This window comes from Kordiimonas lipolytica (assembly GCF_001550065.1).
Genome location: NZ_LRUB01000024.1, coordinates 197,118 through 221,532 on the forward strand (window position 1 = coordinate 197,118; position 24,415 = coordinate 221,532).

General features: G+C 57.2%; 24 protein-coding genes. 9 read left to right on the forward strand and 15 right to left on the reverse strand.

Going from position 1 to position 24,415, the window contains the following annotated elements; all coding sequences use genetic code 11:
- The first annotated feature begins 59 nt into the window (after positions 1 to 59).
- A complete protein-coding gene (locus KORM41_RS12705; protein WP_068148485.1) occupies positions 60 to 857 on the forward strand; it encodes a hypothetical protein in 798 nt (265 codons plus the stop codon).
- A 72-nt stretch (positions 858 to 929) separates the two neighbouring features.
- Here KORM41_RS12705 and purH read toward each other — a convergent pair whose 3' ends face one another.
- The 4 genes from purH to KORM41_RS12725 all read right to left on the reverse strand — a co-directional run bounded on the left by purH (position 930) and on the right by KORM41_RS12725 (position 6,379).
- A complete protein-coding gene (purH, locus tag KORM41_RS12710; RefSeq protein WP_068148488.1) occupies positions 930 to 2,510 on the reverse strand; it encodes a bifunctional phosphoribosylaminoimidazolecarboxamide formyltransferase/IMP cyclohydrolase in 1,581 nt (526 codons plus the stop codon).
- A gap of 55 nt (positions 2,511 to 2,565) precedes the next feature.
- Positions 2,566 to 4,305 (reverse strand): heparinase II/III family protein, encoded by a 1,740-nt coding sequence (locus KORM41_RS12715; RefSeq protein WP_068148492.1) that lies wholly within the window; start codon positions 4,303 to 4,305, stop codon positions 2,566 to 2,568.
- A gap of 21 nt (positions 4,306 to 4,326) precedes the next feature.
- Complete coding sequence (gene rpe, locus KORM41_RS12720) at positions 4,327 to 4,989, reverse strand: ribulose-phosphate 3-epimerase (protein ID WP_068148495.1); 663 nt, start codon at positions 4,987 to 4,989, stop codon at positions 4,327 to 4,329.
- Positions 4,990 to 5,059: 70 nt separating this feature from the next.
- Entirely contained in the window at positions 5,060 to 6,379 is a 1,320-nt protein-coding gene (locus KORM41_RS12725) for an RsmB/NOP family class I SAM-dependent RNA methyltransferase (RefSeq protein WP_068148498.1), read from the reverse strand.
- A 125-nt stretch (positions 6,380 to 6,504) separates the two neighbouring features.
- Between KORM41_RS12725 and KORM41_RS12730 the strand changes: the two genes are divergently transcribed.
- From KORM41_RS12730 to KORM41_RS12740, 3 genes are all read left to right on the forward strand, one after another.
- Positions 6,505 to 7,224 carry a hypothetical protein gene (locus tag KORM41_RS12730; RefSeq protein WP_068148502.1) on the forward strand — a complete coding sequence of 240 codons (720 nt, stop codon included), beginning with the start codon at positions 6,505 to 6,507 and terminating at the stop codon, positions 7,222 to 7,224.
- Entirely contained in the window at positions 7,221 to 8,579 is a 1,359-nt protein-coding gene (locus KORM41_RS12735; RefSeq protein ID WP_068148505.1) for an AmpG family muropeptide MFS transporter, read from the forward strand. The genes KORM41_RS12730 and KORM41_RS12735 overlap by 4 nt, the downstream gene beginning before the upstream one ends.
- A 64-nt stretch (positions 8,580 to 8,643) precedes the next feature.
- Positions 8,644 to 9,546 (forward strand): GNAT family N-acetyltransferase, encoded by a 903-nt coding sequence (locus KORM41_RS12740; RefSeq protein WP_068148508.1) that lies wholly within the window; start codon positions 8,644 to 8,646, stop codon positions 9,544 to 9,546.
- 49 nt (positions 9,547 to 9,595) lie between these two features.
- Here the strand turns inward: KORM41_RS12740 and KORM41_RS12745 are convergent, their stop codons facing one another.
- Genes KORM41_RS12745 through KORM41_RS12760 form a run of 4 tightly spaced genes read right to left on the reverse strand, consistent with a single transcriptional unit; the run spans position 9,596 to position 11,623 of the window.
- Complete coding sequence (locus KORM41_RS12745) at positions 9,596 to 10,246, reverse strand: DUF938 domain-containing protein (protein ID WP_068148511.1); 651 nt, start codon at positions 10,244 to 10,246, stop codon at positions 9,596 to 9,598.
- On the reverse strand, positions 10,243 to 10,479 hold the full coding sequence (locus KORM41_RS12750; RefSeq protein ID WP_068148514.1) for a DUF6460 domain-containing protein: 237 nt from the start codon (positions 10,477 to 10,479) through the stop codon (positions 10,243 to 10,245). Before KORM41_RS12750 ends, KORM41_RS12745 begins: the two co-directional genes overlap by 4 nt.
- A 33-nt stretch (positions 10,480 to 10,512) precedes the next feature.
- Positions 10,513 to 10,953: a hypothetical protein gene (locus KORM41_RS12755; RefSeq protein WP_156431974.1), complete on the reverse strand. Its 441-nt coding sequence runs from the start codon at positions 10,951 to 10,953 to the stop codon at positions 10,513 to 10,515.
- Entirely contained in the window at positions 10,937 to 11,623 is a 687-nt protein-coding gene (locus KORM41_RS12760; protein ID WP_082719907.1) for an EI24 domain-containing protein, read from the reverse strand. Before KORM41_RS12760 ends, KORM41_RS12755 begins: the two co-directional genes overlap by 17 nt.
- A gap of 158 nt (positions 11,624 to 11,781) precedes the next feature.
- Between KORM41_RS12760 and KORM41_RS12765 the strand changes: the two genes are divergently transcribed.
- A complete protein-coding gene (locus KORM41_RS12765) occupies positions 11,782 to 12,768 on the forward strand; it encodes an adenosine kinase (RefSeq protein WP_068148524.1) in 987 nt (328 codons plus the stop codon).
- 17 nt (positions 12,769 to 12,785) lie between these two features.
- Here KORM41_RS12765 and htpX read toward each other — a convergent pair whose 3' ends face one another.
- A complete protein-coding gene (htpX, locus tag KORM41_RS12770; protein WP_068148527.1) occupies positions 12,786 to 13,694 on the reverse strand; it encodes a zinc metalloprotease HtpX in 909 nt (302 codons plus the stop codon).
- 156 nt (positions 13,695 to 13,850) lie between these two features.
- On the opposite strand from htpX, the gene KORM41_RS12775 reads away from it, so the two are divergent.
- Positions 13,851 to 14,735 (forward strand): CPBP family intramembrane glutamic endopeptidase, encoded by an 885-nt coding sequence (locus tag KORM41_RS12775; protein ID WP_068148531.1) that lies wholly within the window; start codon positions 13,851 to 13,853, stop codon positions 14,733 to 14,735.
- 49 nt (positions 14,736 to 14,784) lie between these two features.
- The gene (locus tag KORM41_RS22265; protein WP_082719916.1) at positions 14,785 to 14,952 is read left to right on the forward strand and encodes a DUF1674 domain-containing protein; all 168 of its coding nucleotides are present in this window, start codon (positions 14,785 to 14,787) and stop codon (positions 14,950 to 14,952) included.
- A gap of 21 nt (positions 14,953 to 14,973) precedes the next feature.
- Here KORM41_RS22265 and KORM41_RS12785 read toward each other — a convergent pair whose 3' ends face one another.
- The gene (locus KORM41_RS12785; RefSeq protein ID WP_068148537.1) at positions 14,974 to 16,761 is read right to left on the reverse strand and encodes a hypothetical protein; all 1,788 of its coding nucleotides are present in this window, start codon (positions 16,759 to 16,761) and stop codon (positions 14,974 to 14,976) included.
- A gap of 8 nt (positions 16,762 to 16,769) precedes the next feature.
- The gene (locus KORM41_RS12790) at positions 16,770 to 18,392 is read right to left on the reverse strand and encodes an ATP-binding protein (protein ID WP_068148540.1); all 1,623 of its coding nucleotides are present in this window, start codon (positions 18,390 to 18,392) and stop codon (positions 16,770 to 16,772) included.
- Between the two features lie 133 nt (positions 18,393 to 18,525).
- Between KORM41_RS12790 and KORM41_RS12795 the strand changes: the two genes are divergently transcribed.
- Complete coding sequence (locus KORM41_RS12795; protein WP_068148543.1) at positions 18,526 to 19,737, forward strand: MFS transporter; 1,212 nt, start codon at positions 18,526 to 18,528, stop codon at positions 19,735 to 19,737.
- Position 19,738: 1 nt separating this feature from the next.
- On the opposite strand, the gene KORM41_RS12800 is transcribed toward KORM41_RS12795, so the two are convergent.
- A complete protein-coding gene (locus KORM41_RS12800) occupies positions 19,739 to 20,716 on the reverse strand; it encodes an NAD-dependent epimerase/dehydratase family protein (protein ID WP_068148546.1) in 978 nt (325 codons plus the stop codon).
- A 100-nt stretch (positions 20,717 to 20,816) separates the two neighbouring features.
- Here KORM41_RS12800 and KORM41_RS12805 point away from each other — a divergent pair, with 100 nt between their 5' ends.
- On the forward strand, positions 20,817 to 21,830 hold the full coding sequence (locus tag KORM41_RS12805) for a DUF481 domain-containing protein (protein ID WP_231727266.1): 1,014 nt from the start codon (positions 20,817 to 20,819) through the stop codon (positions 21,828 to 21,830).
- 15 nt (positions 21,831 to 21,845) lie between these two features.
- Here KORM41_RS12805 and KORM41_RS12810 read toward each other — a convergent pair whose 3' ends face one another.
- From KORM41_RS12810 to KORM41_RS12820, 3 genes are all read right to left on the reverse strand, one after another.
- Positions 21,846 to 22,265: a secondary thiamine-phosphate synthase enzyme YjbQ gene (locus KORM41_RS12810; RefSeq protein ID WP_197421120.1), complete on the reverse strand. Its 420-nt coding sequence runs from the start codon at positions 22,263 to 22,265 to the stop codon at positions 21,846 to 21,848.
- Positions 22,266 to 22,270: 5 nt separating this feature from the next.
- Entirely contained in the window at positions 22,271 to 22,678 is a 408-nt protein-coding gene (locus tag KORM41_RS12815; RefSeq protein ID WP_068148555.1) for an Hsp20 family protein, read from the reverse strand.
- Positions 22,679 to 22,895: 217 nt separating this feature from the next.
- Positions 22,896 to 24,245: an SPOR domain-containing protein gene (locus KORM41_RS12820; protein ID WP_068148558.1), complete on the reverse strand. Its 1,350-nt coding sequence runs from the start codon at positions 24,243 to 24,245 to the stop codon at positions 22,896 to 22,898.
- Positions 24,246 to 24,415 lie beyond the last annotated feature (170 nt).

The following is a 24,415-nucleotide window of genomic DNA, read 5'->3' on the forward strand; positions in this document are numbered from 1 at the left end:
TTACATAAACCCTGGCTTGCGCTATTCTGGGGGCACATCCTTGAAAGGGAGAAGCCTATATGATCTTGCGCAGGCTGGCGGAAGCCATAAGGGGGCAGAACTGGTTCACGGTTCTGATTGAGGTCGCCATCGTGGTTGTCGGTATCTTCATTGGTCTACAGGTCGACGACTGGAACGAGAACCGGAAGCAAAAAAATATCGAAGCTGAAGCATTGGCGCGGCTCCATTCAGAGGCCGTCGCCACGGTCGACTATTTCAAGCAACATGTAAGTTACCGCATGAAAGCCATTATGCGGGCCGACAAGGTTTTTCAGGTGTTGTTTTCAGGTGAGCCTATGGAATCATCGGAAGATACATCTGATGCCATAGCGAGCCTTAGGTTTTATCCGACCATTGCGCCACCCGTGACAGAATATGCAGATTTGCGTAGTGCCGGCGTTTTGTCCAAGATCACATCGCGGCCTGTTCGGCAGGCGATATCCGAATATCACCAAAGGCTGGCATACATCCAAGGGCAACTGCCAGGCTTCAAGGCTGATACCGACCAATTTCAACTGACGCCCGAAGAAGGGGAATATCGTGTCTATGATCCAACGTCTGCGGTGCGGTCAAGAATCGTGCTTGAAATCGAGAAGGCGTTTGGGAACAAGGCTTACCAGTCCGATATTCTTAGCGAGTACCGAAACTTTATACGCTTCACCCAATATTTCTTGAGAGTTTTGCAACATGCACACGAAATGTGCGTGGCATTGGAGCCATTCGGCACCGAAAAATGCCCGGGCATTGATGAAGAGTGGGCACTGTACCGCCAGTTTAATCCTGAGCGCACACAGCCTGCGGCGGCACCGAGAGATTAGGATAGCTGAAGGCAAAGAAGAAAAGGCCGGAGCAGATGCCCCGGCCTTTAAAGTGTCAGGTGTTCGCCTGCCTTAGTGGCGGAAGTGGCGCATGCCGGTGAAGACCATGGCAAGGCCTGCTTCATCGGCGGCTTTGATCACTTCATCGTCGCGCATGCTGCCGCCCGGCTGGATCACTGCCGTCGCACCCGCTTCGGCTGCGGCCAGCAGACCGTCCGCAAACGGGAAGAAGGCGTCACTTGCGACCACGCTGCCTTTCGCGAGGCTCTCGGCATCACCGGCCATTTCAGCCGCTTCACCCGCGCGGATCGCGGCGATCCGGCTGCTGTCCCGGCGGTTCATCTGCCCCGCGCCAATGCCCACGGTCATGCCGTCGCGCACATAAACAATGGCGTTTGATTTCACGTGCTTGCCAACCTGGAAGGCGAACAGCATGTCTTTGAGCTCCGCGTCGGATGGCGCGCGCTTGGTGACAACCTTCAGGTCATCCATTGTGATGCGACCGGTGTCGCGGTTCTGCACAAGGAAACCGCCCGCGACGGTTTTCACCATCTTGGCTGGCTGGCTTGGGTCAGCGAGGCCGCCGGTGGTCAGAAGGCGCAGGTTCTTCTTGGCGCCGATGATGGCTTTCGCCTCATCCGTCACGCTTGGGGCGATGATCACCTCAGTAAACACCTTGATGATCTCTTCCGCTGTCTCTGCGTCCACGGTGCCATTGAGGGCCACAATGCCGCCGAACGCGGAAACCGGGTCACACTTCAGCGCTTTTTCATACGCTTCCTTGAGCGTCGCGCCCTTGGCCACGCCGCACGGGTTGGCGTGCTTGATGATGGCAACGGTCGGAACCGATGGGTCGAACTCACTCACCAGCTCAAACGCTGCGTCAGTGTCGTTGAGGTTATTGTAGGAAAGTTCCTTGCCCTGGTGTTGCACGGCGGTGGCGATGCCCGGACGGTCCTCACCGTTTTTGTAGAAAGCGGCAACCTGGTGTGGGTTTTCGCCGTACCGGCACTCCTGAACCTTGGTGCCCGCGAACGTGCTGCGGTCAGCAAAGGTTACGCCGTTTTGTTCGGCGTACCACTGGCTGATCGCCGTGTCGTAAGCGGCGGTGCGGGCGTAGGCTTTTGCCGCCAGCTTCTTGCGCATCTCATGCGTGGTACCGCCTTCAGATTTGATCTGCTCGATAATTTCTCCATAATCGGCAGGGTCGGTCACGATGGTGACGAACGCGTGGTTCTTGGCTGCAGAGCGCACCATGGCGGGGCCGCCGATGTCGATATTCTCGATGCATGTGTCGAAGTCAGCGCCAGACGCCACGGTTGCTTCGAACGGATAGAGGTTCACTGCCACCAGGTCGATGCCGCCGATCTCATGCTCTTCCATTGCCTTCAAGTGCTCAGGGTTGTCGCGCAGCGCCAGGAAGCCGCCGTGGATTTTCGGGTGCAGCGTTTTCACGCGCCCGTCCATCATCTCGGGGAAGCCTGTGTGGTCTGCCACTTCCTTAACCGGGATGCCGGCGTCGCGGATTACCTTGGCGGAGCCGCCGGTTGACAGGATTTCAACGCCCTGATCCGCAAGCGCCTTTGCGAGATCAACCAGCCCGGCCTTGTCGGAAACCGACAGAAGGGCGCGTTTGATGGTGACTTTGGTCATAGTTCACTAGCCTTCAATTCGAAGCTTCCGCGCCCGCAACCCAACAGCAGGCTGGTCAGAAGCTCATTTCACTCAAAACCCAGTTTAAAGTGGGTTGCTCGTTCCCCTCCCGTGCCATCGTCACCACAATCTGGCGTGACGGCACCGGATGATCGGGGCGGCTGAGATAGAGGCTTTCCTCAATCTCGGCTTCCCCGCCATCAACATCGAAAATCCAGGTCTTGCCCGCCCGTGTCTCAAGCGTGATGCGGCCGTCCGAGGCCTTCAGCGCACTGATGTTCGGATGCAGGTGGAACCTGAGAAGTATTTCCTTGCCCGCAAGCTTCTTCATCTTGGGGCCAAACAGTTTGTCGCTGCCCTTCAGGCGCGTACCGTCGGCTGACAGATCAAGCGACCGCTCGTGCTTCACGCCGAAACGCTTCAGGTATCCGTTATGGCTGTGGCGAATGCGCGTGCCGTCTTCCGTTTTTTCACGGATGGTCAGCGTTTCCGATACGCCGGGGCCCATGCGGCCACCTTCAAGAAGGCGGCTTGAGTTGCGGTCAGCGATAATCAGGGTCGAATGCGCGGCTGTGGTGCGGGCCAGTTCCGCCAGCGCCGGGATAGGCCCGCGCTTTGAGGCGTGCCCCACATTGACGATCAGCCGCTCAAGCCCGGTGGAGAATTCAAAAGCCGCCGTGCCCGCGTGCGCCTTGCGGCTGTAGGCGGTGGGCGGCGGTGCGCCCGCATCCATGATCAGCACAGAACGGCCTGTTTCTATGCGCTGGAAGCCGCTGTGGGCAGCATTCTCGATCGGTTTTCCCTTGGCTTCGCTGGCGGCAAGGACGGCATTGGAGCCATGGCCGCCTTCGGCAGACGTGCCCCCGAACTGGGCGAAATTGCCGTCGCCGTGGCGCATGGCGCGCACGAACGGACCGATTTTGTCGAGCGTGATCTGTACCCAACCGGGCAGCTCTTCGCCGCGGGTGGTATAGGCGTCGCGCACCAGCACCAGAAGCTGCATGGTGCGGATGGCGTCAGACGTGTTGCGGCTTACTGGGCCGCCGTCAGCCAGAATGAAGGTGGAAAGCGTGCGTTCAAGCGCGCGCGATCCTTTGGCCAGCAGGGTATCGGACGACGGCAGCAAGAGGCCCGCGAGCGTCAGTGCCGCAGCGGTGTAGACGCGCGGCAGGCCTTCATCCGTATCGTTCAGAACACGGCTCAGGTGACGGGCCTGCTTGGCCAGCGAAGTCAAAACCTTGGACCGGTAAACCAGATCAGACGACGACAGGATGAGCGGTGCATGGGTAAACCAGTTGATGATGCGCCGCGCCAGCGTTTCAGCCGCCCAGACATCCTTGAACCAGTCTTCGCCAAAAGGCAGCCACCAGGAAAGAATAGTCTCTGCAGCATCGCGCGCCTTGGCCTGGTCATTCACCTGTGCCAGGTCCTGCAGCCAGTGGAAGCTGTGGGCATAGGCCTGAAACTCAGGGGACGCGTTCTCAAGCCGAACCCAGAAATCCTCGCTCAGGGCATGTTGTTCGCCTTCAAACAGCATGTCACCGCCAAAGATGGCGGATCCCATTGTTGCATTGCCGGGGGCAGGGTCGTCCGGGCTTCCCAGAAGCTGCATCGGGTGCCGACCCTTCAGCCGGTGCGCATAAAGCGGCGAGGCATAGCCCCACTCGCGGACTGTGCGACCCATTTTCCGGAGCGTGCGGCTCACAAGATGGCTGCTTTGATCGCGCCTCAGCGTTGAGCGCGACGTCGGCGCCGTGGCTGCATATTCGGCAATTTGATCAAAGGCCGCGTTCATCGCCGCCTGCTCCCTTGTGGTCTATAGGTTTTTCAGTGCCGCGATGTTCGGTGCGTACATGTCCGGGCCGCCTTTGAAGGTGGCGCTACCGGCCACCAGAAGGTCTGCGCCCGCGTCCACCACCCGGCGAACAGTTGCTGCATTCACGCCGCCGTCGACTTCAAGGTCGATATCAAGGCCCAGTGCATCAATGCGCTTGCGGATATTCTCGATTTTCTTCAGCTGGCTTTCGATAAAGCTCTGGCCGCCGAAGCCCGGGTTCACGGACATGACGAGGATCAGGTCCAGGTCTTCATAGAGATAGTCGATAACCGTCTCGGGCGTTGCCGGATTGAGCGAGATACCGGCCTTCACGCCTTGCGCGCGGATCGCCTGCAGCGTGCGGTGGATGTGCTTGCCCGCTTCGGCATGCGCCGTGATGATATCGGCACCAGCAGCGGCGAAAGCCTCAATATAGGGATCAACCGGGTCGATCATCAGGTGCACATCGAACGGCTTTTTTGTGTGGGGGCGAAGCGCCTTCACCACATCGGGGCCGATCGTGATATTGGGCACGAAATGACCATCCATCACATCAATATGGATCATGTCGGCGCCTGCGGCGTCAACGGCTCTGACTTCCTCACCCAGTTTGCTGAAATCTGCAGACAGGATTGAGGGGGCTATTCTGACTGGCTTTTGCATGGGGCCTCCATATCAGGTTGCCCCTTGTCCCGCAAGCGCCAGATGGCGCGGCATGCGAGGGAAGCGGGGCTTATTTTGTCTTTTTCAATCGGGCGGCGAAAAATCCGTCTATCCCGCCTTCATTTGCCCGTTTTGAGGGCAGGCACAGAAGGTCGCCTTTGTCGGTTACAAGTTCACTCATGCCGCCGACCTCTGTCGCATCCACGGGCACCCGTTCAGCAGTAGCTTCGCGGCTCAGGAAGGCTTCGACCTGATCAACCCCTTCACTGGCTTCAAGGGAGCATACACAGTAAACCATCACGCCGCCAGCAGGCAGTAATGAGAAAGCGTGGTCAAGAATGCGGGCCTGCAGGTTCGCGAGCTTTACCACGTCCTCGGGCGCTTTGGTCCAGGTGACATCCGGGTTGCGGCGGAGCGTGCCGGTGGCTGAGCACGGCGCGTCCAGAAGAATGGCATTCACAGGTTTGTCCGGCGTATAGGTCGCAGCGTCTGCCGTGATGACTGTGGCGTCAAGGCCCGTGCGCTCAAGGTTGGCGCTCAGGCGCTTTAACCGGTTCTTGTTGCGGTCAACGGCGGTCACCAGCGCGCCCCTTGAGGCCAGCTGCATGGTCTTGCCACCCGGGGCCGCGCACAGGTCAAGCACATGCTTGCCCTGAATGTCGCCCAGAAGCGCGACAGGCAGGCTGGCGGCGATATCCTGCACCCACCAGATGCCGTCCTCGTAGCCCGGAAGCTTGGTCACATCCGTGAGGCCGCGCCTCAGCGTGCCATTGGGCATGATTTTGGCGTCCAGACGGTCAGCCCACAGGTCGGGGTCTTCCCCCGGCTTGAGCGTGATATCAAGCGGCGGGCTCGACTGCAGCGCGCGGGCGATATGCTGCATCTCGTCATGACCATAGGTTTTGGTCCAGCTTTCAGCGAGCCAGGCGGGCAGGTCATCCTGCGGGGTGCTGTTCAGCCGCTCAAGGAGCGCGCCCTGTTCGCGCGCCGCGCGCCTCAGCACTGCGTTCACGAGGCCCGCGAACCCCTTTTCCTTGCCCGGCAGGTCCTTGATGAGCGTGACTGTCTCATTGACTGCGGCATGGTCTGCCGTGCGCATCAGGAGTATTTGTGCAAGCCCTGTCAGGATGGCAGCTTCGGTCCAGGTGGCGTTCCTGGGCAGGCCGCGGTCCAGGAGGCGGCCCATAAGCGCCTTCAGGCTGCCGAACCGGCGGAGCGTCAGCATCACCAGATTCATGACGAAGGCACGGTCGCGTACGTCAAGGTCTGCACCTTTGGTGATCTCATCCAGCGCCGCATCGAACGGTCGGTTTTTCAGCGTTACGGCCATCAGAATCCGGATGGCTGCCTTGCGGGCCTTGAGGCCTGTATTTTCGCTCTCGTTGCTCATGCCGCTTCATAGCCTTGTTCCTGCCCCAAAGGGAAGGGAAAACCATTCTTGGCCAACCAATGATGCGCTTGCGCGGGCGCCCATTGCCGCCTACTAAGGAATGAAACAAGGGGAGCAGAAGAGACATGATCGAGCAAGTAACGATCGACGCCCGCTATAAAGGCCCGCCAAACAGCGGTAACGGCGGCTATTCATGCGGTGTGATGGCGCGCCATCTGGATGGTATTGTTGAGGCCAGCCTGAGGTTGCCGCCACCCCTTGATACACCGCTTGAGATTGTCGCGACTGACGAGGGTGTTGTGATGCAGCACGGCGAGACGCTGGTGGGCATTGCAAAACCCGCGACGCTTGATCTGGACGTGCCTGTGCTTCCCGACCCGCTGGTGCTGGGGGGTGATCCGGTTGACGCGCCGGGCAGGCCCAAGAAATTCACGCCTTTCGGCACCTGTTTCGTTTGCGGCCATGACCGCACGCACCCTGACGGCCTGTGCATCCATTCCAAGCTTGTGGAGGGGCATGAGGGCCTGGTCGCGAGCCAGTGGGGCCTTGATGGGGATTATGCGGACGAGAGCGGCAATGTGGCACCGGAATTTATCTGGTCCGCCCTTGATTGCCCCGGCTACTTCGCTTGCGCGGCTGGGGAGGCGGCGCTCCTTGGCCGCCTGACGGCTGAAGTTTTGGCGCCTCTCAAGGCTGAAGGCGAAGCAACCGTGATCGCCTGGGATCTGGGCGGTACAGGGCGCAAGCGCAAGTGCGGCACGGCGATTTATGCATCTGATGGCACGCTTGTGGCCAAGGCCGAAGGGCTGTGGATCATTGTCGACCCAGAGAAGATCAAGGCATGACGGAAACCGTGCCAGCGCAGGCGCTGCCAATTGGCCAGCGAATTGGCCGTTTGTTTCTGACTTTTCTCAAGAAGCCGCTTCTTGGCGCTTTTCTTCTGGGCATGACGTCGGGGTTTCCGCTGACCATCATTCTCGGAATCATGACTACATGGCTCCGTGAATATGACATCGATAAGTCGACAATCGGCATCTTCACCTGGGCTACGCTGCCTTATGCGCTGAAGGTGCTTTGGGCACCGCTTCTGGACCGGTTGCAGCTTGGCGCTCTCTCGTCCCGTTTCGGTCGCAGACGTAGCTGGATTCTGTTGGTTTGTGCTGCAATGGCGCTTGCGATCTGGGGGATGTCACAGTTGACGCCCGAGAGCCATCTGGCCGCGATTGGGACTTTGTCTGTATCCATCGGTTTTCTGTCGGCCAGCCTCGATATCCTGATTGACGCCTACCGAATTGAAGTGACGGAAGAGAAAGACCTGGCGCACAGCGCGGGCATGTATCAATGGGGATACCGCATCGCAAACCTGATTGCGGGCGCTGGGGTGTTCCTGGTTGCCGATCAATTGGGCTGGTCTTTTGCTCTCTCGCTGTTGCCGCTTCTCGTGATACCGGGGCTGCTGGCGATCTTGTGGCTTGGCGAACCCAAAGTCTATGAAGATGAGTTCCTGCGCGACGAGCGTGCGGCCCACAGTCATTTGTCTCCCTATCAGCTGCAAATATATGAAGCTGTGGTTTTGCCGCTTAAGGAATTTATCCTGCGCCAGAACTGGTACTGGATTTTGCTGTTTGTCGTTCTGGTGAAATTCGGTGATGTGATGGCGTCGGTGATGACAGGGCCGTTCCTTGTTGATCTCGGGTTTACGCTGACAGAAATGGCCATCGCGAACAAGACAGTCGGTGCGATTGCCGCAGCTGCCGGTGGCGGCGCGGGGATTTTTGTCTGGTGGTGGTTTGATACCTTCAGGGCCCTTCTGATCAGTGTGATTTTCATGATGGTCACCAACCTTGGGTTTGTGGTGCTTAGCATGATTGGGCCGGACACTACTGCCCTTGCCGTAACCGTTGGACTGGAGAACTTCGCCACTGGTGTGGGTGGCACGGTCATGATCGCCTACTTCGGTAGTCTGTGTAACCTCTCGTTCACAGCGACCCAGTACGCGCTGTTGTCCACGCTTTCGAGTCTGGCGCGCGGCTTCTTTGGCGGCTTCACCGGCTTCGTCGCGGACGCGATGAATTGGACCGAATTTTTTCTGGTATCGACAGCAATGGCAGCACCAGGTCTGATTGCGCTTCTCATTCTGTGGAAAAAGGATATAAGGGCGCGAAATCTTGAAAATGTTACCAGAAATGGCGACATGTGATGTCATGATGTGGTCAGATTGTTGTAATAGAGCTGCAACCTACCGCATCTATTAGGATGGTCTTATGAAAAGATATGCTCGCATTCGCCCCCGTGTCGCCGCGGCCCAAGCCATGGCTGGCGCTCCATCATATGTCCGACAAGGCAGCCTTGAGGTGCGTCTGGCGCGGTCCTTCAAGGAAATCAAAGCGGCGCAAAAACTGCGCTACAAGATTTTCTATGAAGAAATGCACGCCAAGCCCGACTGGCGCATGCGCATGACAAAACGCGACATCGACCCGTATGATACGGTCTGTGACCATCTGCTGGTGATCGACCATGACCGTCCGAAGTCGAAGCGGATCGTGGGCACATACCGCCTTCTCCGTCAGGAGGTAGCCGAGCGCAACAACGGTTTCTATTCGGCGGGCGAGTTCGATATCACCCCACTGATGAGCGACAGCTTCAAAGAGCAGATGGGCGAAGGCCGCCAACTTCTGGAACTTGGCCGCTCCTGCGTGCACAAGGATTACCGCGCCAACAGCACCATCAACATGTTGTGGAAGGGCATCGCCGAATATCTGAAAGAACACAAGATTGCTTACATGTTCGGCTGCGCGAGCTTCGAGGGCACGAACCCTGAAGAGTTCAAGGAAGCCTTCTCGTATCTCTACCATAATCATCTTGTGCCAGACGACTTCCATGTGAAGGCGCTCGATGGCCAGTATATCGAGATGAACAATATCGGCGAGAGCGATTTGGATGTACGCATGGCGCGCCGCGCGCTGCCGCCGCTTGTGAAAGGCTACCTGCGGATCGGTTGCTTCATCGGTGACGGTGCGGTGGTGGACGAACAGTTCGGTACTACTGACGTGTTTATCCTGTTGCCGGTTGAGCGGATCGCCAAGCGCTATTCCAAGCATTATGATGTAGGCGAGCTTGCGAACGACAGCACAGAGACAGAAGCAGCCAAAGCAGCCGCCAATTAACCGGCCTTCTATGTGTGACAGACCGAACGCCCTGCAGCCTGCGGGGCGTTTATTTTTTGAATACCAGCGAGAAATTGTTGGCGGGCATTGGGATGATGTCCGGTGCGCCAAATCCTGCGTCCCTGGCCAATTCCACGACCGCTTCCATATCCCTGACGCCCCATGACGGGTCACGTTCCTTGAGTGACGTGTCGAAGGCCTCATTGGATTCGGACGTATGGGCGCCTTCCCGTTTGTAGGGGCCATAAAGATACAGGGTGCCGCCCGTATCCAAGACCTGCCCAGCGCCGGACACCAGTGCTTCCGACACTTCCCATGGGCTGATGTGAATAAGGTTCGCTGCCATCACGGCTATCAGGGGCTCGGGCAGATGGTCAATCGGCCAATCGCCTTCCAGAAGGTTGAAATGCCTGGCTCGCAGAATGTTGCCCCGCCCAACATGCTCGCGCCAGGCGTCGATGCTATCCAGATGGCGCGGGTCGATATCGGTTGGTTGCCAGTGAAGGTTTGGGAACTGCGGAGCAATATGGGCCGCATGCTCGCCTGTACCCGCCGCGATCTCAAGAAGGCTGCCGGTTTCCGGCAGGTGAGCCTTGAGCACATCCAGGATCACATCCCTGTTACGGGCTGTGGCAGGCGCGTGGAGGCGCGCATCGGACGCCGCGTCCTCATGTTTGCCTGGGTTGAAAAAGCGCGTCATCCGCCTCGCCGCCGGTTCTTGAACTGCATAATGAAATATATGGGCACGACGATGGTGGCGCCGAGAAGCACATACTGAAGACCGCTGCCGACCAGCCAATCCCAGAGCGTGGCAACTTTATTGGCGATCCAGCCATATACGTCGCCTGGGCTCCACTCGAGCCAGTACAGCAAAAGCCCGACCAGGAAGCTCCAGATCAGCAGTTTGATGATGACGCCGGCATTGAACTGCATGTGTGTCTCCCTTCGAGCCGCTTTCTGATCACCTTATTTGTCAGGCCATTGGCCATTCGGCAAGACTTTCATAAGGCAGGCCTGTGTATCTGTGGTCCTGCCGTCCCGACCTCGCGCAGCTATATGATGTGCCTGGAAATATTCGTTTTGGCTGGGTTCGCGGAAAACCACCTCAAACACGCAAGTCTCATTTTCAAACAGCATGACCTGTATGGCCCCGTCCCGGCGAACAAGCGATGGATCACCAAGAAGCGCCATTACTTCACCAGGGTTCATGCCCTGCAGTCGCTCAGGTTCAGGCGGTGGCGGGGCAGGTTGTTGGATATCTTGGGGCAGGGTTTGTTTGGCCTCAATAGGTGGTTCAGGGGCCTGCGGCTGTGGCGGTTCCACACCGGTGGGGCCGCAGGCGGCCAAGAGGCCGCTGGCGGCAATAAACAGAAAGCTTTTGCTGAAACTCTTAACGGTCAAAGACACGGCCATCCTCATGCGCAAGGAAATGGAAGATATGGGTCATCATCGCGGCACCAAGGATAGGCGCCAATAGATTAAGGAAAGGTACAGCAAAAAGTGCTGCAATCATGGCACCGCCCACAAAAATTTTGCCCCCATAAAGGCGGCGCATGCGGTTGACTTCGCGCATGGGCATGTGTCGGATGGCAACCATTTCGAAATATTCCCGGCCCAACAGGAAGCCGTTGACCGCAACAAACAGCAAGAGTGTTCCAATACCGGTGAACAGCAGCACCACATAAGGCACAAAGGCGATGATATTCACCAGAATCACCAGAAGGGTCAGCTTGAGCGCCCCGAAAATGACATCGGCCAGGGATACCTTCCGCATGCCTTTTCGGTTCGGGTAATATTCCTCTTCGACCGCATCGGCGATCGTGTCGACCAGGAAACCCATCACCATGGTCACAAGACCAGGGAACAGGATGTAGGACCCGATGATGGACATGGTCCAGAAACCAGACTGGTCCAGCCAGTCGATGCCGGTGGTCCAGTCTTCGGGCCAATAGATATAGAGCGCATAGTTCAATCCGATCAGCGTTAGTGTCGCTGCAATCAAGGATATCAGGAACACGCTCCTGAATTTTGGGTGTAAGAGTTGCTGCCAACTTCGATTAATGGCCTGCCCGATCATGATCTATCCCCTCGCGTCTGTATTTCTGGCAACTGAAGTGCCTGTTGTTATCCTAAAAAGATAGGGACAAGCATCAAGGCTTGCAATGCTGCACATGTTTTCTATGGTGCGCCTAAGGAAAAAATCCGGGGCCAGGCCCCGCCCGCAAGGAATTACATATGTCGGAAAAATTTCAGGTATTGTGCATCGGGAACGCGATTGTTGACATCATCGCACGCGTGGATGACGCTTTTCTCGAAAAGCATGATCGGATCAAGGGCTCGATGATGCTCGTGGATGCAGACACCAGCGCGCGCATCTATGACGACATGCCGCCCGCGGTAGAACGGTCCGGCGGTTCGGCTGGTAACACGGCGGCGGGTATCGCGTCTCTGGGCGGCAAGGCAGCCTACATCGGCCGGGTTCATGATGACCAGCTGGGTATGGTGTTCCGCCATGACATTCGCGCCGTCGGCGTGTCATACGAGACCGCGCCCGCGTCTGAAGGCGCCCCAACCGCTACCAGCATGATCCTGGTGACACCCGATGCCCAGCGCACCATGAGCACCTACCTGGGTGCCTGTGGCGAGTTGAGCCTGAGCGATATTGATGAAGACGTCGTGGCGAATTCAGCCGTGACTTATATCGAAGGCTATATGTGGGACCGTGATCACCAGAAAGAAGCGGTGCTTCATGCCATGGATGTGGCGCGCGATAACGGCAAGCTGGTTTCGATTTCGCTGTCTGACAGTTTCTGCGTAGACCGGTTCCGCAGTGAATTTGTGGACCTGGTTGAAAACAAGGTTGATATCCTGTTTGCAAATGAAGCCGAGATCACGTCGCTCTATCAGGTGGATACCTTCGAAGAAGCCATGGAACGCCTACGCCCCCATGTGAAGCTGGCGGCCTTGACGCGGTCCGAAAAAGGATCTGTGATCCTGACGGCTGACGAGATGGTGACGGTTCCAGCCCATCCGACCACCGTTGAAGATACAACGGGCGCCGGTGACCTGTATGCTGCTGGGTTCCTGCATGGCTACACAAGCGGCAAGGACCTGGAGACCTGCGCCAAGCTTGGCGGTCTGGCGGCTGCGGAAGTCATTTCGCACCTGGGCGCGCGCCCGGAAACCAACCTCGCAGACCTGGCGGCAAAAGAGGGGCTGTAAGTCAGCCCCTTAATCCCTTAACCCCAAGGCCCCCGGCGGGATGACCCACTGTCAGGGATGCCGGAAGCACCGGGTGATGCTGCAGGCGGCCTATGGTTGGCCAGCGCCTGAAGCCGCGCTATGCGCTCTTCCATGCGCGGGTGCGTGGAAAAGAGGCTGTCAAACGCCCGGCCATGCAGCGGGTTCACAATGAACATATGGGCGGTGGCTGGGTTGTCCTCGGCCGCTTCATTGATTGTTCGGCTGGCACCAAAGTGCAGTTTCTCAAGGGCGCTGGCGAGCGCGAGCGGCTCGCCGCTGATTTCTGCTCCGGTCTTGTCGGCTGCAAATTCCCGTGTGCGGGAGATGGCCATCTGCACGAGCATAGCGGCCATGGGCGCAAAAATCATCACCAGGATCGTACCGATCAGCCCAAGCGGGTTATCGCGCCGGCCCCCAAAGAACAGGGCAAAATTGGCCAGCATGGAAATGGCACCGGCAATGGTGGCTGTGATGGTCATGGTCAGCGTATCGCGGTTTTTCACATGCGCCAGCTCATGCGCCATCACGCCTTCAATCTCGGCGCGGTTCAGTGTTTTCAGAAGCCCTGTTGTGGCGGCAACAGCCGCATTCTCCGGGTTGCGGCCTGTCGCGAATGCGTTGGGCTGTGGATTGTCGATGATATAGACCCTTGGCATCGGCAGGTCTGCGCGGCGCGCCAGTGTGGCCACCACCGATACAAGTTCCGGCGCCGTGCGGGCATCCACTTCGCGCGCCCGGTGCATGGAAAGCACCATCTTGTCGGAATTCCAGTAGGCGAAAAAATTCATGACTGCTGCGATCATAAAAGCGATCGTCACGCCGTCTGTCCCGCCAAGCATATAGCCAATGGCGAGGAACAGGCCGGTCATTGTGGCCATCAAAAGGGCAGTTCTGGCAAAACTCATCATAGCTCACTCAAACGTCGTTCCGTCGCAACCATATTGCGCATCCCTTAATATTTGGGCAGCGTGAACTTTGGTTCAAGATGTGCGCCTTTCACTTATAAAGGCGACCAAAATTCGCTAAGACAGATGTAGGGCGAACGGGAAAAGGGAAGTTTCATGTCTGAAAACAGGCAGATAAATGTTCCGTCAGCGGATATGGTATCGAAAGCTATCGCGCTGTTTCTGGTGCTGACGGCCATATTGTCTGCAGGCGCATCCCTTCTGGTAATCGAAATGGGGTTCAAGCGTCACTATGTGGCCATCATGATGTGGACCCCAGGCATTTCGGCGCTTCTTGCCTATAAATTCCTGAAACTGGATATTGCCTCCTTTGGTTGGGCCTGGGGGCGGCCGAAATGGCAGATATTGTCATTCGTAACGCCCATCATATACGGCCTGGTGGCATATGGCATCATCTGGGGCTTCGGCTTTGGCGGTGTGCTGGACCCGAAGTTTGTTGAAGAAGCCGGGTATCACCTTGGGCTGGTCGGCTGGTCGCCTACAGCCACTGTGGCCATGGGGGTCTTGATCTTTGGTGCCGTGGGCATGATCTGGCACATGGCGACATCCCTGGGTGAGGAAATCGGCTGGCGCGGCCTGCTGACGCCGCTCCTTCTCCGGAAGACTAGTTTCCCGGTTGCTTCCCTTGTGACTGGCCTTGTCTGGGCCGCCTGGCACATGCCGCTTATCTATTTCACCAAATATAATGCCGGGCCGGTGGATCTTCATGTCCAGTTTGCCAACTTTGCCCTGATGACGGTGGGTATTTCCTTTATCATGACCTATTACCGGATCAAGTCCGGGAACCTGTGGACAGCGACCGTTTTGCATGCCGCGCACAATGCTTATATCCTGTCGATCCTGCAGCCGATGACCGTGCAGTATGAAGAAACCTGGCGGTATGCCAATGAATTCGGTTTCATTCTGCCTCTTGTTATTGCGTCGTTCGGCCTCTATTTCTGGTATCGTGCCCACCGCGAAGGGCTGACGAAAGCTGGGTAAGCTATGGCCTGGGAGCCTGGTGAAAGAAAGACTGGCGAAGGAATGTGTGATGAGTGAAAAGACAGAGACCGGCGCTGGAAAAGCCAAACCTGAATCTGTTGCCGAACAGGCAACAACCGATAACCAGAAGCCGCCCAAAGAACTTGGCGGCCGCAAAGGGCCTGAGCCAACGCGCTACGGCGACTGGGAAAAGAACGGCCTTATTTCCGATTTCTAGAAAGCAGTGTTCAAGCGGTGATCAGGCGGTCCCCGTCTGATTACTGTCGTCTGACGCCGCAGCATCTTCGTCATTAATGTCGGTTTCTTCGATGCTTTCCTCTTCGGAGGCGGTTTCTTGCGGTGGCTTGGTAATCCCGGCCTGCTCCAGAAGCAGCCGGAATGACATCAGTTCCATTTCAGCGGCCTTGCGGTCGAGGCCCGCGATCAGGCCTTCGGTAAAGCCCGGCTGCTTCATGTAAATGCGCACCTGATGCTCGGCCCTGTCCCGGCAGTCCCCGGTCGTGAAGAAATCGTCCGCCAACATGTTCAGGATTTTCTTCGACTTTTCCTGCAGGCTGATGTCCAGGCCGTGGAGCTTCTTAAGCACCTGTGTATTGTCCAGGATGGCACGGCAGAAGGCATCCAGCTTTTCGGCAATCTTGCGCCTGTGCATTTCCGTGAGGTCGGCTTCGTTGATCCGCTTTTGAAGCTTGGTCAAATCCCCCATGCGCTGGATCGGCTGGTGGTTGTCCAGCCCGACGAAAACGGATTCATACTCGGGCCGGGTCAGGATCGGTAGCATGAAGTTGGCTACCATCCTCTTGTTGCCGTGCCCGATGGTATATTTCTCCAGATCCAACAGCGCGTTCATCTGGTCGATCGGGCTTTTCATCTCAAACAGTGTTTCGCCAACGGCCTGGCTGTTGAGAAGCCGCGCAGACCTTTTGGACAGGGCTTCTTCCAGCCCTTCAAACTGGCTCATGTCGCTCACCAGCGATTCAAGGGTATCCCGAATGTCGTTCAACCGCTTCAGCTGGTCTACCAGTCCCTGGTCGCTGATCGGCTTGGCGGCCTCGATTTCTTCCTGTAGGCGCGCAAGCAGAACGCGGGCCGTCTGGGGCATCTGGCCTTGCGACAGGAAACCATTCAGCCGCAGCACTTCATCGCTGAAGCAGGGCGAGTGTTCATTTTCGCCCATCATGCTCAGTTGGCCGGCCTGCAGGTGGGCGAGCCAGATAATGAATTGTGCCCTGTCTTCAGGTTCGCCAAGAAGCTGGAAGGGTACAGATTTGTGCTGCATCAATTCCGCGATGAACTGGTCCAGAATTTCGATCACCCAGGCTGGTCTGTCCGCAGCCAGAAGGATGATAGTCCGGCCGATCTTGTCGCTGAGCGTGACCGCCGGGCGCAGGTATTCTGTGATCGCGGAAATCAGGAGAAATCGCTTGTTGGACTTTTCCTTGAGCTGTTCGATGATTGGCTTCAGACGTCCCATCTCCAGCGATGGAATTTTTTCCGCATTGCCTTTCATGATCTCGATCGACTGATCGATGATCTTGTAGATCTTGCGCATCCGCTCCTGGATGGAGCCCTGCTCTTCCTCAAAGGACACAGCGGTCCGCTGCACCGCGTTCTGAAGCTTGGTGCCGGCGTTATAGAGCTTGTAATAATGCTCCAGGCTGTGCAGGAGCTCTGTGGGCGTGATCATCCAGTCGGCAAGAGTGTTGCCAAGGAGTTCCCAGATCGAACGCCTGCCATCCGGGCTATAGAGATCGTCAGGGGTCAGGCACGGTGAGATAGTGCCGCTCTGGTCATACTTCGACTGTTTGCGCTGGGCACCCCGTGAATAAATCTCGATCGACGAGAATTCATTGTTGGCTTTGTCGTAGCTCTCCTTGGAGACTTTGATTCCGGTGTACCTGCGGCTGCCCCAAAGCTCCTCGGCTTTTTCAACGGCAACTTTCCGGTCTTTGATTACTTCCAGAATGGTCCAACTGCTGCCGCGTCGCCCCACAATCTCGTAATGGACGCTCTGGCCTAAGGACATTGTGCCTCCTATCTCACTCCACGCCTCCAATTGTTGATCGTATCGTTCACCAATTCCTCAAGGCAGTCAACATCTTGCCGCCAGCTTTCGTGAAACTCCGGATCATTACTTGCAGGTCTGCGGTGTTCATCAAGAAAATCGAGCCGCACCCGGATCGGGCACCCGACCCCTTCGCCGGCGACGACGCATTCCCTGTTCTGGAGACTCGGCAGAGCCGCCAGGAAGCTCTCACCGCCCTCGGGCATGGCGTCAGCCACATAGGAGCGGTCCTTCTCGTTGTTCATGCGCATTGACACAATGGTGCCGCACTGGCTGAGCACCGCTTCAGACAGGTCGGAAGGGCGCTGGGACACGAGCCCTAGTGACACGCCATATTTCCGGCCCTCCTTGGCAATGCGCTCGAGCGACTTGCGCGCTGCGTGAATGCGGGTATCGCTTGATGCGTGGGGTACGTACCGGTGGGCTTCTTCGCACACCAACAGGATTGGGGTGGCGCCTGCGTGTCGCCGGCTCCACATGGCGAAATCGAACACAAGGCGGCTCAGGAGAGAGACTACCACATCGACGATGTCAGACGGCACGCCAGAGAGATCAAGCGTGGTCACAGGGCGCCCGTCAACAGGGAAGCGCAAAAGCTGGGATACCAGGCTGGTCAGGTTGTCCTGCATCAGCATGCCGGAAAACATGAAAGCGAAGCGCTGGTCGCCCCGAAGTTCCTCGATCTTGTTCCTCAATCTCAGGAACGGGCGAACTTCTTCTGCCTTTTCAAAGCTTCCAAGCTCGTCATCGATGGTTTTAAGGAGGTCAGTCAGCTTATAGGGGATGGGTGTATCCACCGTCAGTTTTGTAAGTTGGTAGCTTGGCCCAGATATCTTGCGCGCGGCCAGCAGGCACCGTTTCAGGATATCGACTTCCGCTTGCCGGTTGTGGGCATCGCGGCCGACAAAAACCTCCACATGCTCTTCGAAATTCATAAGCCAATAGGGCAGCTTAAGATTGTCGGTAGAGACATGAACACCGTTGCCGGAAAATGCACGGGCATATTCATTGTGGGGGTCCAGGATCACGATATGAGCGTTTGGGCACCGCTCCACCAGCCGGTGGATCATCAGGGAAACCGTGCTTGATTTCCCCGTGCCAGTACTGCCCAGAACGGCGAAATGTTTGGACAGCAGCTTTTCCACCAAAAGATTGGCCGGGATCGTGCCGCTCGGGTGCACCGTCCCGACACGGATAGAACCGCCGCTTCTGGGGGCATATATTTTTTCCAGATCGGATTCCGTTGCCGCATAAGCCGGGTTGCCGGGAAGCGGGAATGTCCGCACCCCCCGGGAGAACTGCTTTTCGCTATATTGGCCCAGAAGATCGACTGTCAGGTTCAGGGCGCCAGACTGACCGGCCGTGACCTTGCGGATCACACCAAATAGCTGGTCCTCCCCGACGGGGAGCCTGAGCGTTGCACCGATGCGAAGAAAATCCGATAGGGACCCATCGCGGGCGAGGGTAGGTTCGACTGCCAGCGTGAAACCCGCAGCATCAACGGCCGCTACATGCCCGAGAAGTCGGGCTTGACGGCTATTATCCTGCACGCCGGGGCCTGTACCGGTGGGCAGGGGAGATGGGAGAGGCATGAAGACCTCCTATGTTGCCTGATCGACTCAATTCATTTGAGTTTTTTCCAGCCTGCGCCTATCTGCTTAACAAGGTTTTAAATTTCCAATTTGCTTAAAATCCGCACTAGCGTGACCTTCTGGAGCCCGACATATGCCCTTCGCGAAAAATGACCTGAAACTCCTTGCCTTTGGCTTTGCGGTGGCGGTCTTTTCAAGCTTCGGGCAGACCTATTTTATCGGTGTTTACCGGGAGCCGATCTCTGTGGCCTTTGGCCTGTCTAACAGTGACTTCGGCCTATACTATATGATGGTCACCATCGGCAGTGCCGTGGGCCTGAACCAGTTTGGTCACCTGATAGACCACATGCCGCTCAGGCGCTATGCCGCCTGGCTTGTCATGTTGCTGGCGCTGGCATGCTTGTTCATGGGGCTGGCAGGGCCTGTTTTCTTGCTGTTTGGTGCGATGGTGCTGGTGCGGCTTCTGGGACAAGGCATGATGGTGCATGCGGCCATGACCACCATGTCCCGCTATTTTGACCGAAACAGGGGGCGTGCGGTTGCTATCGCAGGCCTTGGCATGCCCGTGGGGCAGGCTGTCTTTCCGCCGCTTGCGGTGTTCCTGATGACACTCATGACATGGCAGTCCAGCTGGTTGGTTTTTTCCGGCATTTGCCTGGCGGTCGCCTTGCCGCTGGTTCTTTACCTTCTGCGGCATCATGAAAAGCATCATGCAGATTGGTTGACAGCTACAACGGCCGCCGGGCAAACGGATGGGGCTGTCGGCGGCAAGGTCTGGCGCCGCCGCGATGTTGTCCGGGATTATCGCTTTTATCTGATGCTGCCAGCGCTGATCGTCACGCCTTTCTGGATTACCGCAGTGTTCTTCTTTGCGGCAGAGATAGCGGACTCCAAGGGCTGGACCATGCAGGCCTTTACGGGATTTTACTGGCTGTATGCCTTGGGGGCGGGGGTAACGCCTCTTCTGGGTGGGGCGCTTGTTGACCATTTCGGAGGGCGCCGGTTGCTGCCGTGGTATCCGCCGGTGATGGCACTGGGTCTCTATGTGGGGCTGATCAGCACCGGCAGCGCTGGTATCGGGCTTTTTCTTGCGCTCATGGGTCTTGTGCTTGGGGCTGCTGGGCCGGTGAACAATGCCATGTGGGCGGAGATTTACGGCACCCGTTATCTGGGTGAAATCAAGGCGCTGGCCACATCCCTTCTTGTGCTCTCAACGGCGCTGGCGCCCTACCTTATTGGGCTTTTTCTCGACAGTGGCGTGGCGTTCGAGACGCTTCTGGTGGCAGGTATCATCCACAGCCTTGTCAGCAGCCTTCTGGTGCTGCCTGTCGCAAAGGGGCGCTAGCCTATAGCCGCCCCTGCTCGCGCAAGTATTCGATGCTTTCCTTCACCGACTGTTCCAGCGGCACTTCGCGGTAGTCCAGTTCTGCGACTGCTTTCTCGCAGCTTGCCGCCACGGTCTCTGCCGCGAAATAGGCTTCTTCCGGTGTGATCATCGGCCGTTTGCCGGTAATAGCTGAAACCACCGACAGCAGGCGGGAGAGAACCTTCAGCATAATGGCGGGTGTGGGCTTTCCTGGTGCAGGTTTGCCAAGTTCCTGCGCGGCGAGGGACAGGAATTCGCGCATCGTCGCATAGGGTCCGCCCAGGATGTAGTTTTCGCCCTTTTGCCCTTTCGTAAAGGCTGTGACGATGGCTTCTGCGACGGCCCGCCCATTGGCGAAATTCCCGGCCCCGGGAGGCACGCCCGGCAGCGTGCCCTCATTCAGCATCTGTATCATGCGCGACCAATTATGATCGTCATAGCGGCCAACGATATGGGTGGGGTTCAGGATCACGGCGTCAATACCACGGCTGACAGCGTCAAGCACGCGCCGCTCGGCAATGGCCTTGGTGCGAGCATAGGAAACCCAGCTGTAGATGCCTTTTCTCTCACTTGCCTCTGTCACGGTGTCTTCGTGGATGCCGTAGACGGATGTGGAGGATACATGGACGAAGCGGTCCGCCTTCAGTTCCTGGCATAGCTGCAGCATGGATTCTGTGCCGCCAATATTGATGGCGGCCTGTTGGCTTGCATCCTTTTTCCAGGTGCTGGTGTCGGCGGCGACATGGAAAATGCAGTTGATGCCAGCAGGAAGTTGGTTTTTGCAGGCGGTTACATGCAGCAGGTCACCCTGCACGAAGGTGATGCCGTCCCCGATCAGTTTACGAGCCCGATCCTCATTGCGGACCAGGGCATAAATTGTCCAGCCCTGTTCGCGCAGGACATCAACGATATGTCGCCCAAGGAATCCTGTGGCGCCGGTAATGAATGCTGCAGGCATGATTATTCCCCCTTTTAGGCCGTTGAAGGCTTGTCTTTTTCCCGCTGTAGGGCTAAGTGACTGCCCAAATATCCCCGATTACCGAAGGACTATGGCCTTGATGACGACGTTTGGCAAACACACACTCCGACTGGCGGCGCAAATTCTTTTTGCCAGCACCCTTCTTACCGCTTCTGTGTCTGCAGACGGATCGAAGGGGTATGACAAACTTCTGGAGACGGCTGTAACCAGTGGCGACAAGGCTACCTTCGATGTGATCCTGAATACTGCGCTGACAACCTGGCCCGATGACCGGGAAGCTATCCTTGCTTTTGCCAAAGGCCTGAAGGCCGACTGGATGGAGCCAGCACAAATCGAGGAAGTGGAAGAAGCTGAAGCGCGGAAGATTGCAGCTGAAGAGGCGTCCAAGGCGCGCGGCATCATCTATTATCTCGACCCGGCCTTGTGGAACGGGCAGGCCGAACTGGGTGCGACATCCTCTACTGGTGATTCTGACGAGCAATCCATTTCCATGGGCCTCAGCTTCCGCCGTGATTTCGGCAAACGCTGGTCTCATGACCTTGATCTGAATTTTGATCTGGCCCGCAGCAGCGGCGCGACCACCCGCGAGCGCTTTCTGGCCAAATATGAAACAATCTGGCGTCCGTGGAACGGAACCTATGCGGTGAACTATACAGAATTCGAGATGGACAAATTCTCAGGCTATGATTACCGCATCATTGAGAATATCGGTATCGGTTACCAGCTGTTGGATACTGAGCGGCACAAGCTCCGGATTCAGGGTGGTCCGGGCATCCGGATCAGTCGGGTGGAGGCAACATTCGACGATGTGGGCGCGATGCTGTCGCCAGCCACGACAGAGAGCGAATTTCTTGGCCGCATTTCCAGCACCTATGAGCTGAAGCTGAGCGATAGCCTCACCTTCAGGGACCGGGCATCTGTCCTTGTGGGCGTTGACATGACGACGGTGGAGAATTGGATGGAAATGACTTCCCGCATCAATGCGCATCTTGCGGCACGTGTGTCGTTTGAAGTGCGCTATGAATCTGCCCCACCGGTTGGTACAGCGGCCTGGGATACCATTACCCGTGCGGCGTTGGTTTACGACTTCTAGGAAACCGCAGTTTCTTTATTTGCCTGTCAGGTGGCACACAACACGGCGCGTGTGACCCATGCGCCGGTGTTCCAGGACATAAATACCTTGCCAGGTACCAAGGGCGGGCCTGCCGCCCGTAACCGGAATGGTCAGCGACACATCTGTCAGTGCTGCTTTGACGTGCGCGGGCATATCGTCCGGGCCTTCACAGGTGTGGCGGTATAGCCGCGTGTCCTCTGGCGCAAGGCGCTCAAGCGCATCGGTCAGGTCTGCCTGGACATCTGGGTCGGCATTTTCCTGAATGGTAAGTGATGCACTTGTATGCTGGATAAAAAGCGTTAGCAGGCCGGTCTCAATCCCGCTTGCCGCGACAAATGCCCCAACGTCCCGCGTGATCTCGAAGCACCCTTGCCCAGAAGTGGAAACCTGAATTGTCGTTTGATCCTGCCGCATCAGTATCAGCTGATCTTGATGGTGCGGATGGTTTCCTGTTGCTCGGGTCGCGTCAGGTCGATGTGCAGGAGCCCGTGTTCCATCGATGCATCGCTGACTTCCATGCCGTCTGCCAGCACGAATTTGCGTACAAACTGGCGGGCTGCGATACCCCGGTGCAGATAGGCCCTGTCGCTGCTGTCGTCGGTCTGTTTGCCGCGAATGATCAGCTGATTTGCTTCAAGGGTGATCGAAAGGTCGTCACGAGTGAAGCCTGCAACCGCGAGTGTAATGCGGATGGCAGTGTCACCGATATGCTCGATATTATAGGGGGGATAACCCTCGCCTGAATTTTTCGAAACACTGTCCAAAAGTTCCTCCAGTTGGTCAAAGCCCAAAAGGAACGGACTGTTGAAAATCGACATGCGGGACATGAGCCTCTCCTTGATCAAGCGAATGGCACTATCATACCGCCCAAGTCCCCTCTGACGTCTTCGGCGCCCTTCCCGGAAGCGGCGCGGGGCTCAATGGCGCCTTAGGCGGATACAGAAAAAGGATGCCATGGTCTGGCATCCTTTCTAATTCTGGGTATTGCGGCGCATCCGTTCAAGAGGAAAAGCGCAACTGACAGACTTTATTGGCTGACTTTGATCAGCCCAAGCTGGCTGTCTGGGTTGTTGTTGCCGATGGCTTCTTGGTGGCGCTGGTTTCTTCAGGCAAGCTGCCTTCGGTTTTCTCCGGCGGCCTGATCCAGCAGGACGTGCCGCGGGCCCGCAATTCCTTGCACAGGTCTTTCGCCTGTTTCAGGGTCTTGAGCGGCCCGGCGTTAAGCCGGTAATAGAAGCCTTTCGGGTCTGTGTCCCGGTCTCCGAAATCCACTTCGGACCGACGTGGCGGAATATCCTGCAGCAAGTCGCCGCTTTGGCGGTACAGGATGGTCCAGCCGCGCATCAGGTTTTCGATCGTGCGATACGCGCCGATCTGCAGCGCCCAGCCCTCCGGTTCTACCAGGGGCGGAATTTCCGTCAGCTCATAATCGGCCTGTGCGACGACAGGTTCTGTTTCTGGCTCTGGCTCAGGTTCTGGTGCCTTGGCCATCATGACCGGCTTTTCCATAAGCCGTTTGGCGGCTTCCTGACGGTCGGTCGAATCGGCTATCTGCAGGTTTGCAGCCTCGTCACGCGTCCAGGACGGGTCGATGGTGCCGGTGACCAGCGCCTGCATGCGCTCGCTTGGCGCCAGGCTTGAAAGTGACCGGTAAAAGGTAAAGGTGTCACCAATGGTCTCAGGGTCAAGGTCCAGGCGTGCAATCTTGAATGCGTCCGATTCGCGGCCATCAAGGAGATAGGCCATTGCCAGGTTTTGTCGGCCCTGAGGGCCCAGCATGCCGGCCTTTACCATCGGTTCCAGGATGCTTACCGCAACTTCTGGATGACCGGTGGTGGCATAAAGGAGCGCCCGGTTCGATAGCCCTGTTGGGTCTGCGACCACGGCCAGCGTGTTCATGGCGTCACCGGTGCGGCCCAAGGCAGCTTCCGAGATGGCAAGACCAGACAGAATCTTGGTGTCGCCTGGTGCATAGGCGCGGGCCTGGTCAAACGCGCTCAGCGCGTCTTCGAATTGGCCTAACGCCAAATTAGTCTTGCCGAGAGTATACCAGCTGTTGCCGTCCATCTGGCCGCGTGCCCCGAGGGTCGTTAGAATGCGGACCGCTTCTTCGTGCGCACCGCGGGCAGAAAGGCTGTTCGCCAATGCGGACAGCACTGCAGGGTCGCCTGATCTGGCACCTAGGTGCCGATACAGCGGTATGGCTGCTTCATGCTGCCCGTTGGTCGCCAGATCATCCGCGATAGCCTTAAGTCCGCCGGCTGATTGGGCACGGCTTGCGGAAAAATCCGATGCGACAGGGGGCATATCGGATGCGCTTTGGTAGCTGCAGCCCATCAAAGCGATGGTGCTGGCGCACATAAGAAGTGGCCTGATATATTTGTAACTGTTCATATAACGCTCACTTGTAAGCGTGGTTTTGCCTGATAAATTCAGGTCATACCCTATGATAAAGACGTGAAAGAAGGTTTAATCTTCCAAAATGCTTTTAGGCGTTTTTTCGCTTAATTTTATCTAAAATCCCGTTAGGTTCAGGGCATGAGAATGTTGCGAATATGGTTAAT

Excerpts from the sequence above, each read along its gene's own strand:
- KORM41_RS12705 (WP_068148485.1), top strand. The coding sequence starts at position 60 with ATGATCTTGCGCAGGCTGGCGGAAGCCATAAGGGGGCAGAACTGGTTC.
- purH (WP_068148488.1), bottom strand. The coding sequence starts at position 2,510 with ATGACCAAAGTCACCATCAAACGCGCCCTTCTGTCGGTTTCCGACAAG.
- KORM41_RS12715 (WP_068148492.1), bottom strand. The coding sequence starts at position 4,305 with ATGAACGCGGCCTTTGATCAAATTGCCGAATATGCAGCCACGGCGCCG.
- rpe (WP_068148495.1), bottom strand. The coding sequence starts at position 4,989 with ATGCAAAAGCCAGTCAGAATAGCCCCCTCAATCCTGTCTGCAGATTTC.
- KORM41_RS12725 (WP_068148498.1), bottom strand. The coding sequence starts at position 6,379 with ATGAGCAACGAGAGCGAAAATACAGGCCTCAAGGCCCGCAAGGCAGCC.
- KORM41_RS12730 (WP_068148502.1), top strand. The coding sequence starts at position 6,505 with ATGATCGAGCAAGTAACGATCGACGCCCGCTATAAAGGCCCGCCAAAC.
- KORM41_RS12735 (WP_068148505.1), top strand. The coding sequence starts at position 7,221 with ATGACGGAAACCGTGCCAGCGCAGGCGCTGCCAATTGGCCAGCGAATT.
- KORM41_RS12740 (WP_068148508.1), top strand. The coding sequence starts at position 8,644 with ATGAAAAGATATGCTCGCATTCGCCCCCGTGTCGCCGCGGCCCAAGCC.
- KORM41_RS12745 (WP_068148511.1), bottom strand. The coding sequence starts at position 10,246 with ATGACGCGCTTTTTCAACCCAGGCAAACATGAGGACGCGGCGTCCGAT.
- KORM41_RS12750 (WP_068148514.1), bottom strand. The coding sequence starts at position 10,479 with ATGCAGTTCAATGCCGGCGTCATCATCAAACTGCTGATCTGGAGCTTC.
- KORM41_RS12760 (WP_082719907.1), bottom strand. The coding sequence starts at position 11,623 with ATGATCGGGCAGGCCATTAATCGAAGTTGGCAGCAACTCTTACACCCA.
- KORM41_RS12765 (WP_068148524.1), top strand. The coding sequence starts at position 11,782 with ATGTCGGAAAAATTTCAGGTATTGTGCATCGGGAACGCGATTGTTGAC.
- htpX (WP_068148527.1), bottom strand. The coding sequence starts at position 13,694 with ATGAGTTTTGCCAGAACTGCCCTTTTGATGGCCACAATGACCGGCCTG.
- KORM41_RS12775 (WP_068148531.1), top strand. The coding sequence starts at position 13,851 with ATGTCTGAAAACAGGCAGATAAATGTTCCGTCAGCGGATATGGTATCG.
- KORM41_RS22265 (WP_082719916.1), top strand. The coding sequence starts at position 14,785 with ATGAGTGAAAAGACAGAGACCGGCGCTGGAAAAGCCAAACCTGAATCT.
- KORM41_RS12785 (WP_068148537.1), bottom strand. The coding sequence starts at position 16,761 with ATGTCCTTAGGCCAGAGCGTCCATTACGAGATTGTGGGGCGACGCGGC.
- KORM41_RS12790 (WP_068148540.1), bottom strand. The coding sequence starts at position 18,392 with ATGCCTCTCCCATCTCCCCTGCCCACCGGTACAGGCCCCGGCGTGCAG.
- KORM41_RS12795 (WP_068148543.1), top strand. The coding sequence starts at position 18,526 with ATGCCCTTCGCGAAAAATGACCTGAAACTCCTTGCCTTTGGCTTTGCG.
- KORM41_RS12800 (WP_068148546.1), bottom strand. The coding sequence starts at position 20,716 with ATGCCTGCAGCATTCATTACCGGCGCCACAGGATTCCTTGGGCGACAT.
- KORM41_RS12805 (WP_231727266.1), top strand. The coding sequence starts at position 20,817 with ATGACGACGTTTGGCAAACACACACTCCGACTGGCGGCGCAAATTCTT.
- KORM41_RS12810 (WP_197421120.1), bottom strand. The coding sequence starts at position 22,265 with ATGCGGCAGGATCAAACGACAATTCAGGTTTCCACTTCTGGGCAAGGG.
- KORM41_RS12815 (WP_068148555.1), bottom strand. The coding sequence starts at position 22,678 with ATGTCCCGCATGTCGATTTTCAACAGTCCGTTCCTTTTGGGCTTTGAC.
- KORM41_RS12820 (WP_068148558.1), bottom strand. The coding sequence starts at position 24,245 with ATGAACAGTTACAAATATATCAGGCCACTTCTTATGTGCGCCAGCACC.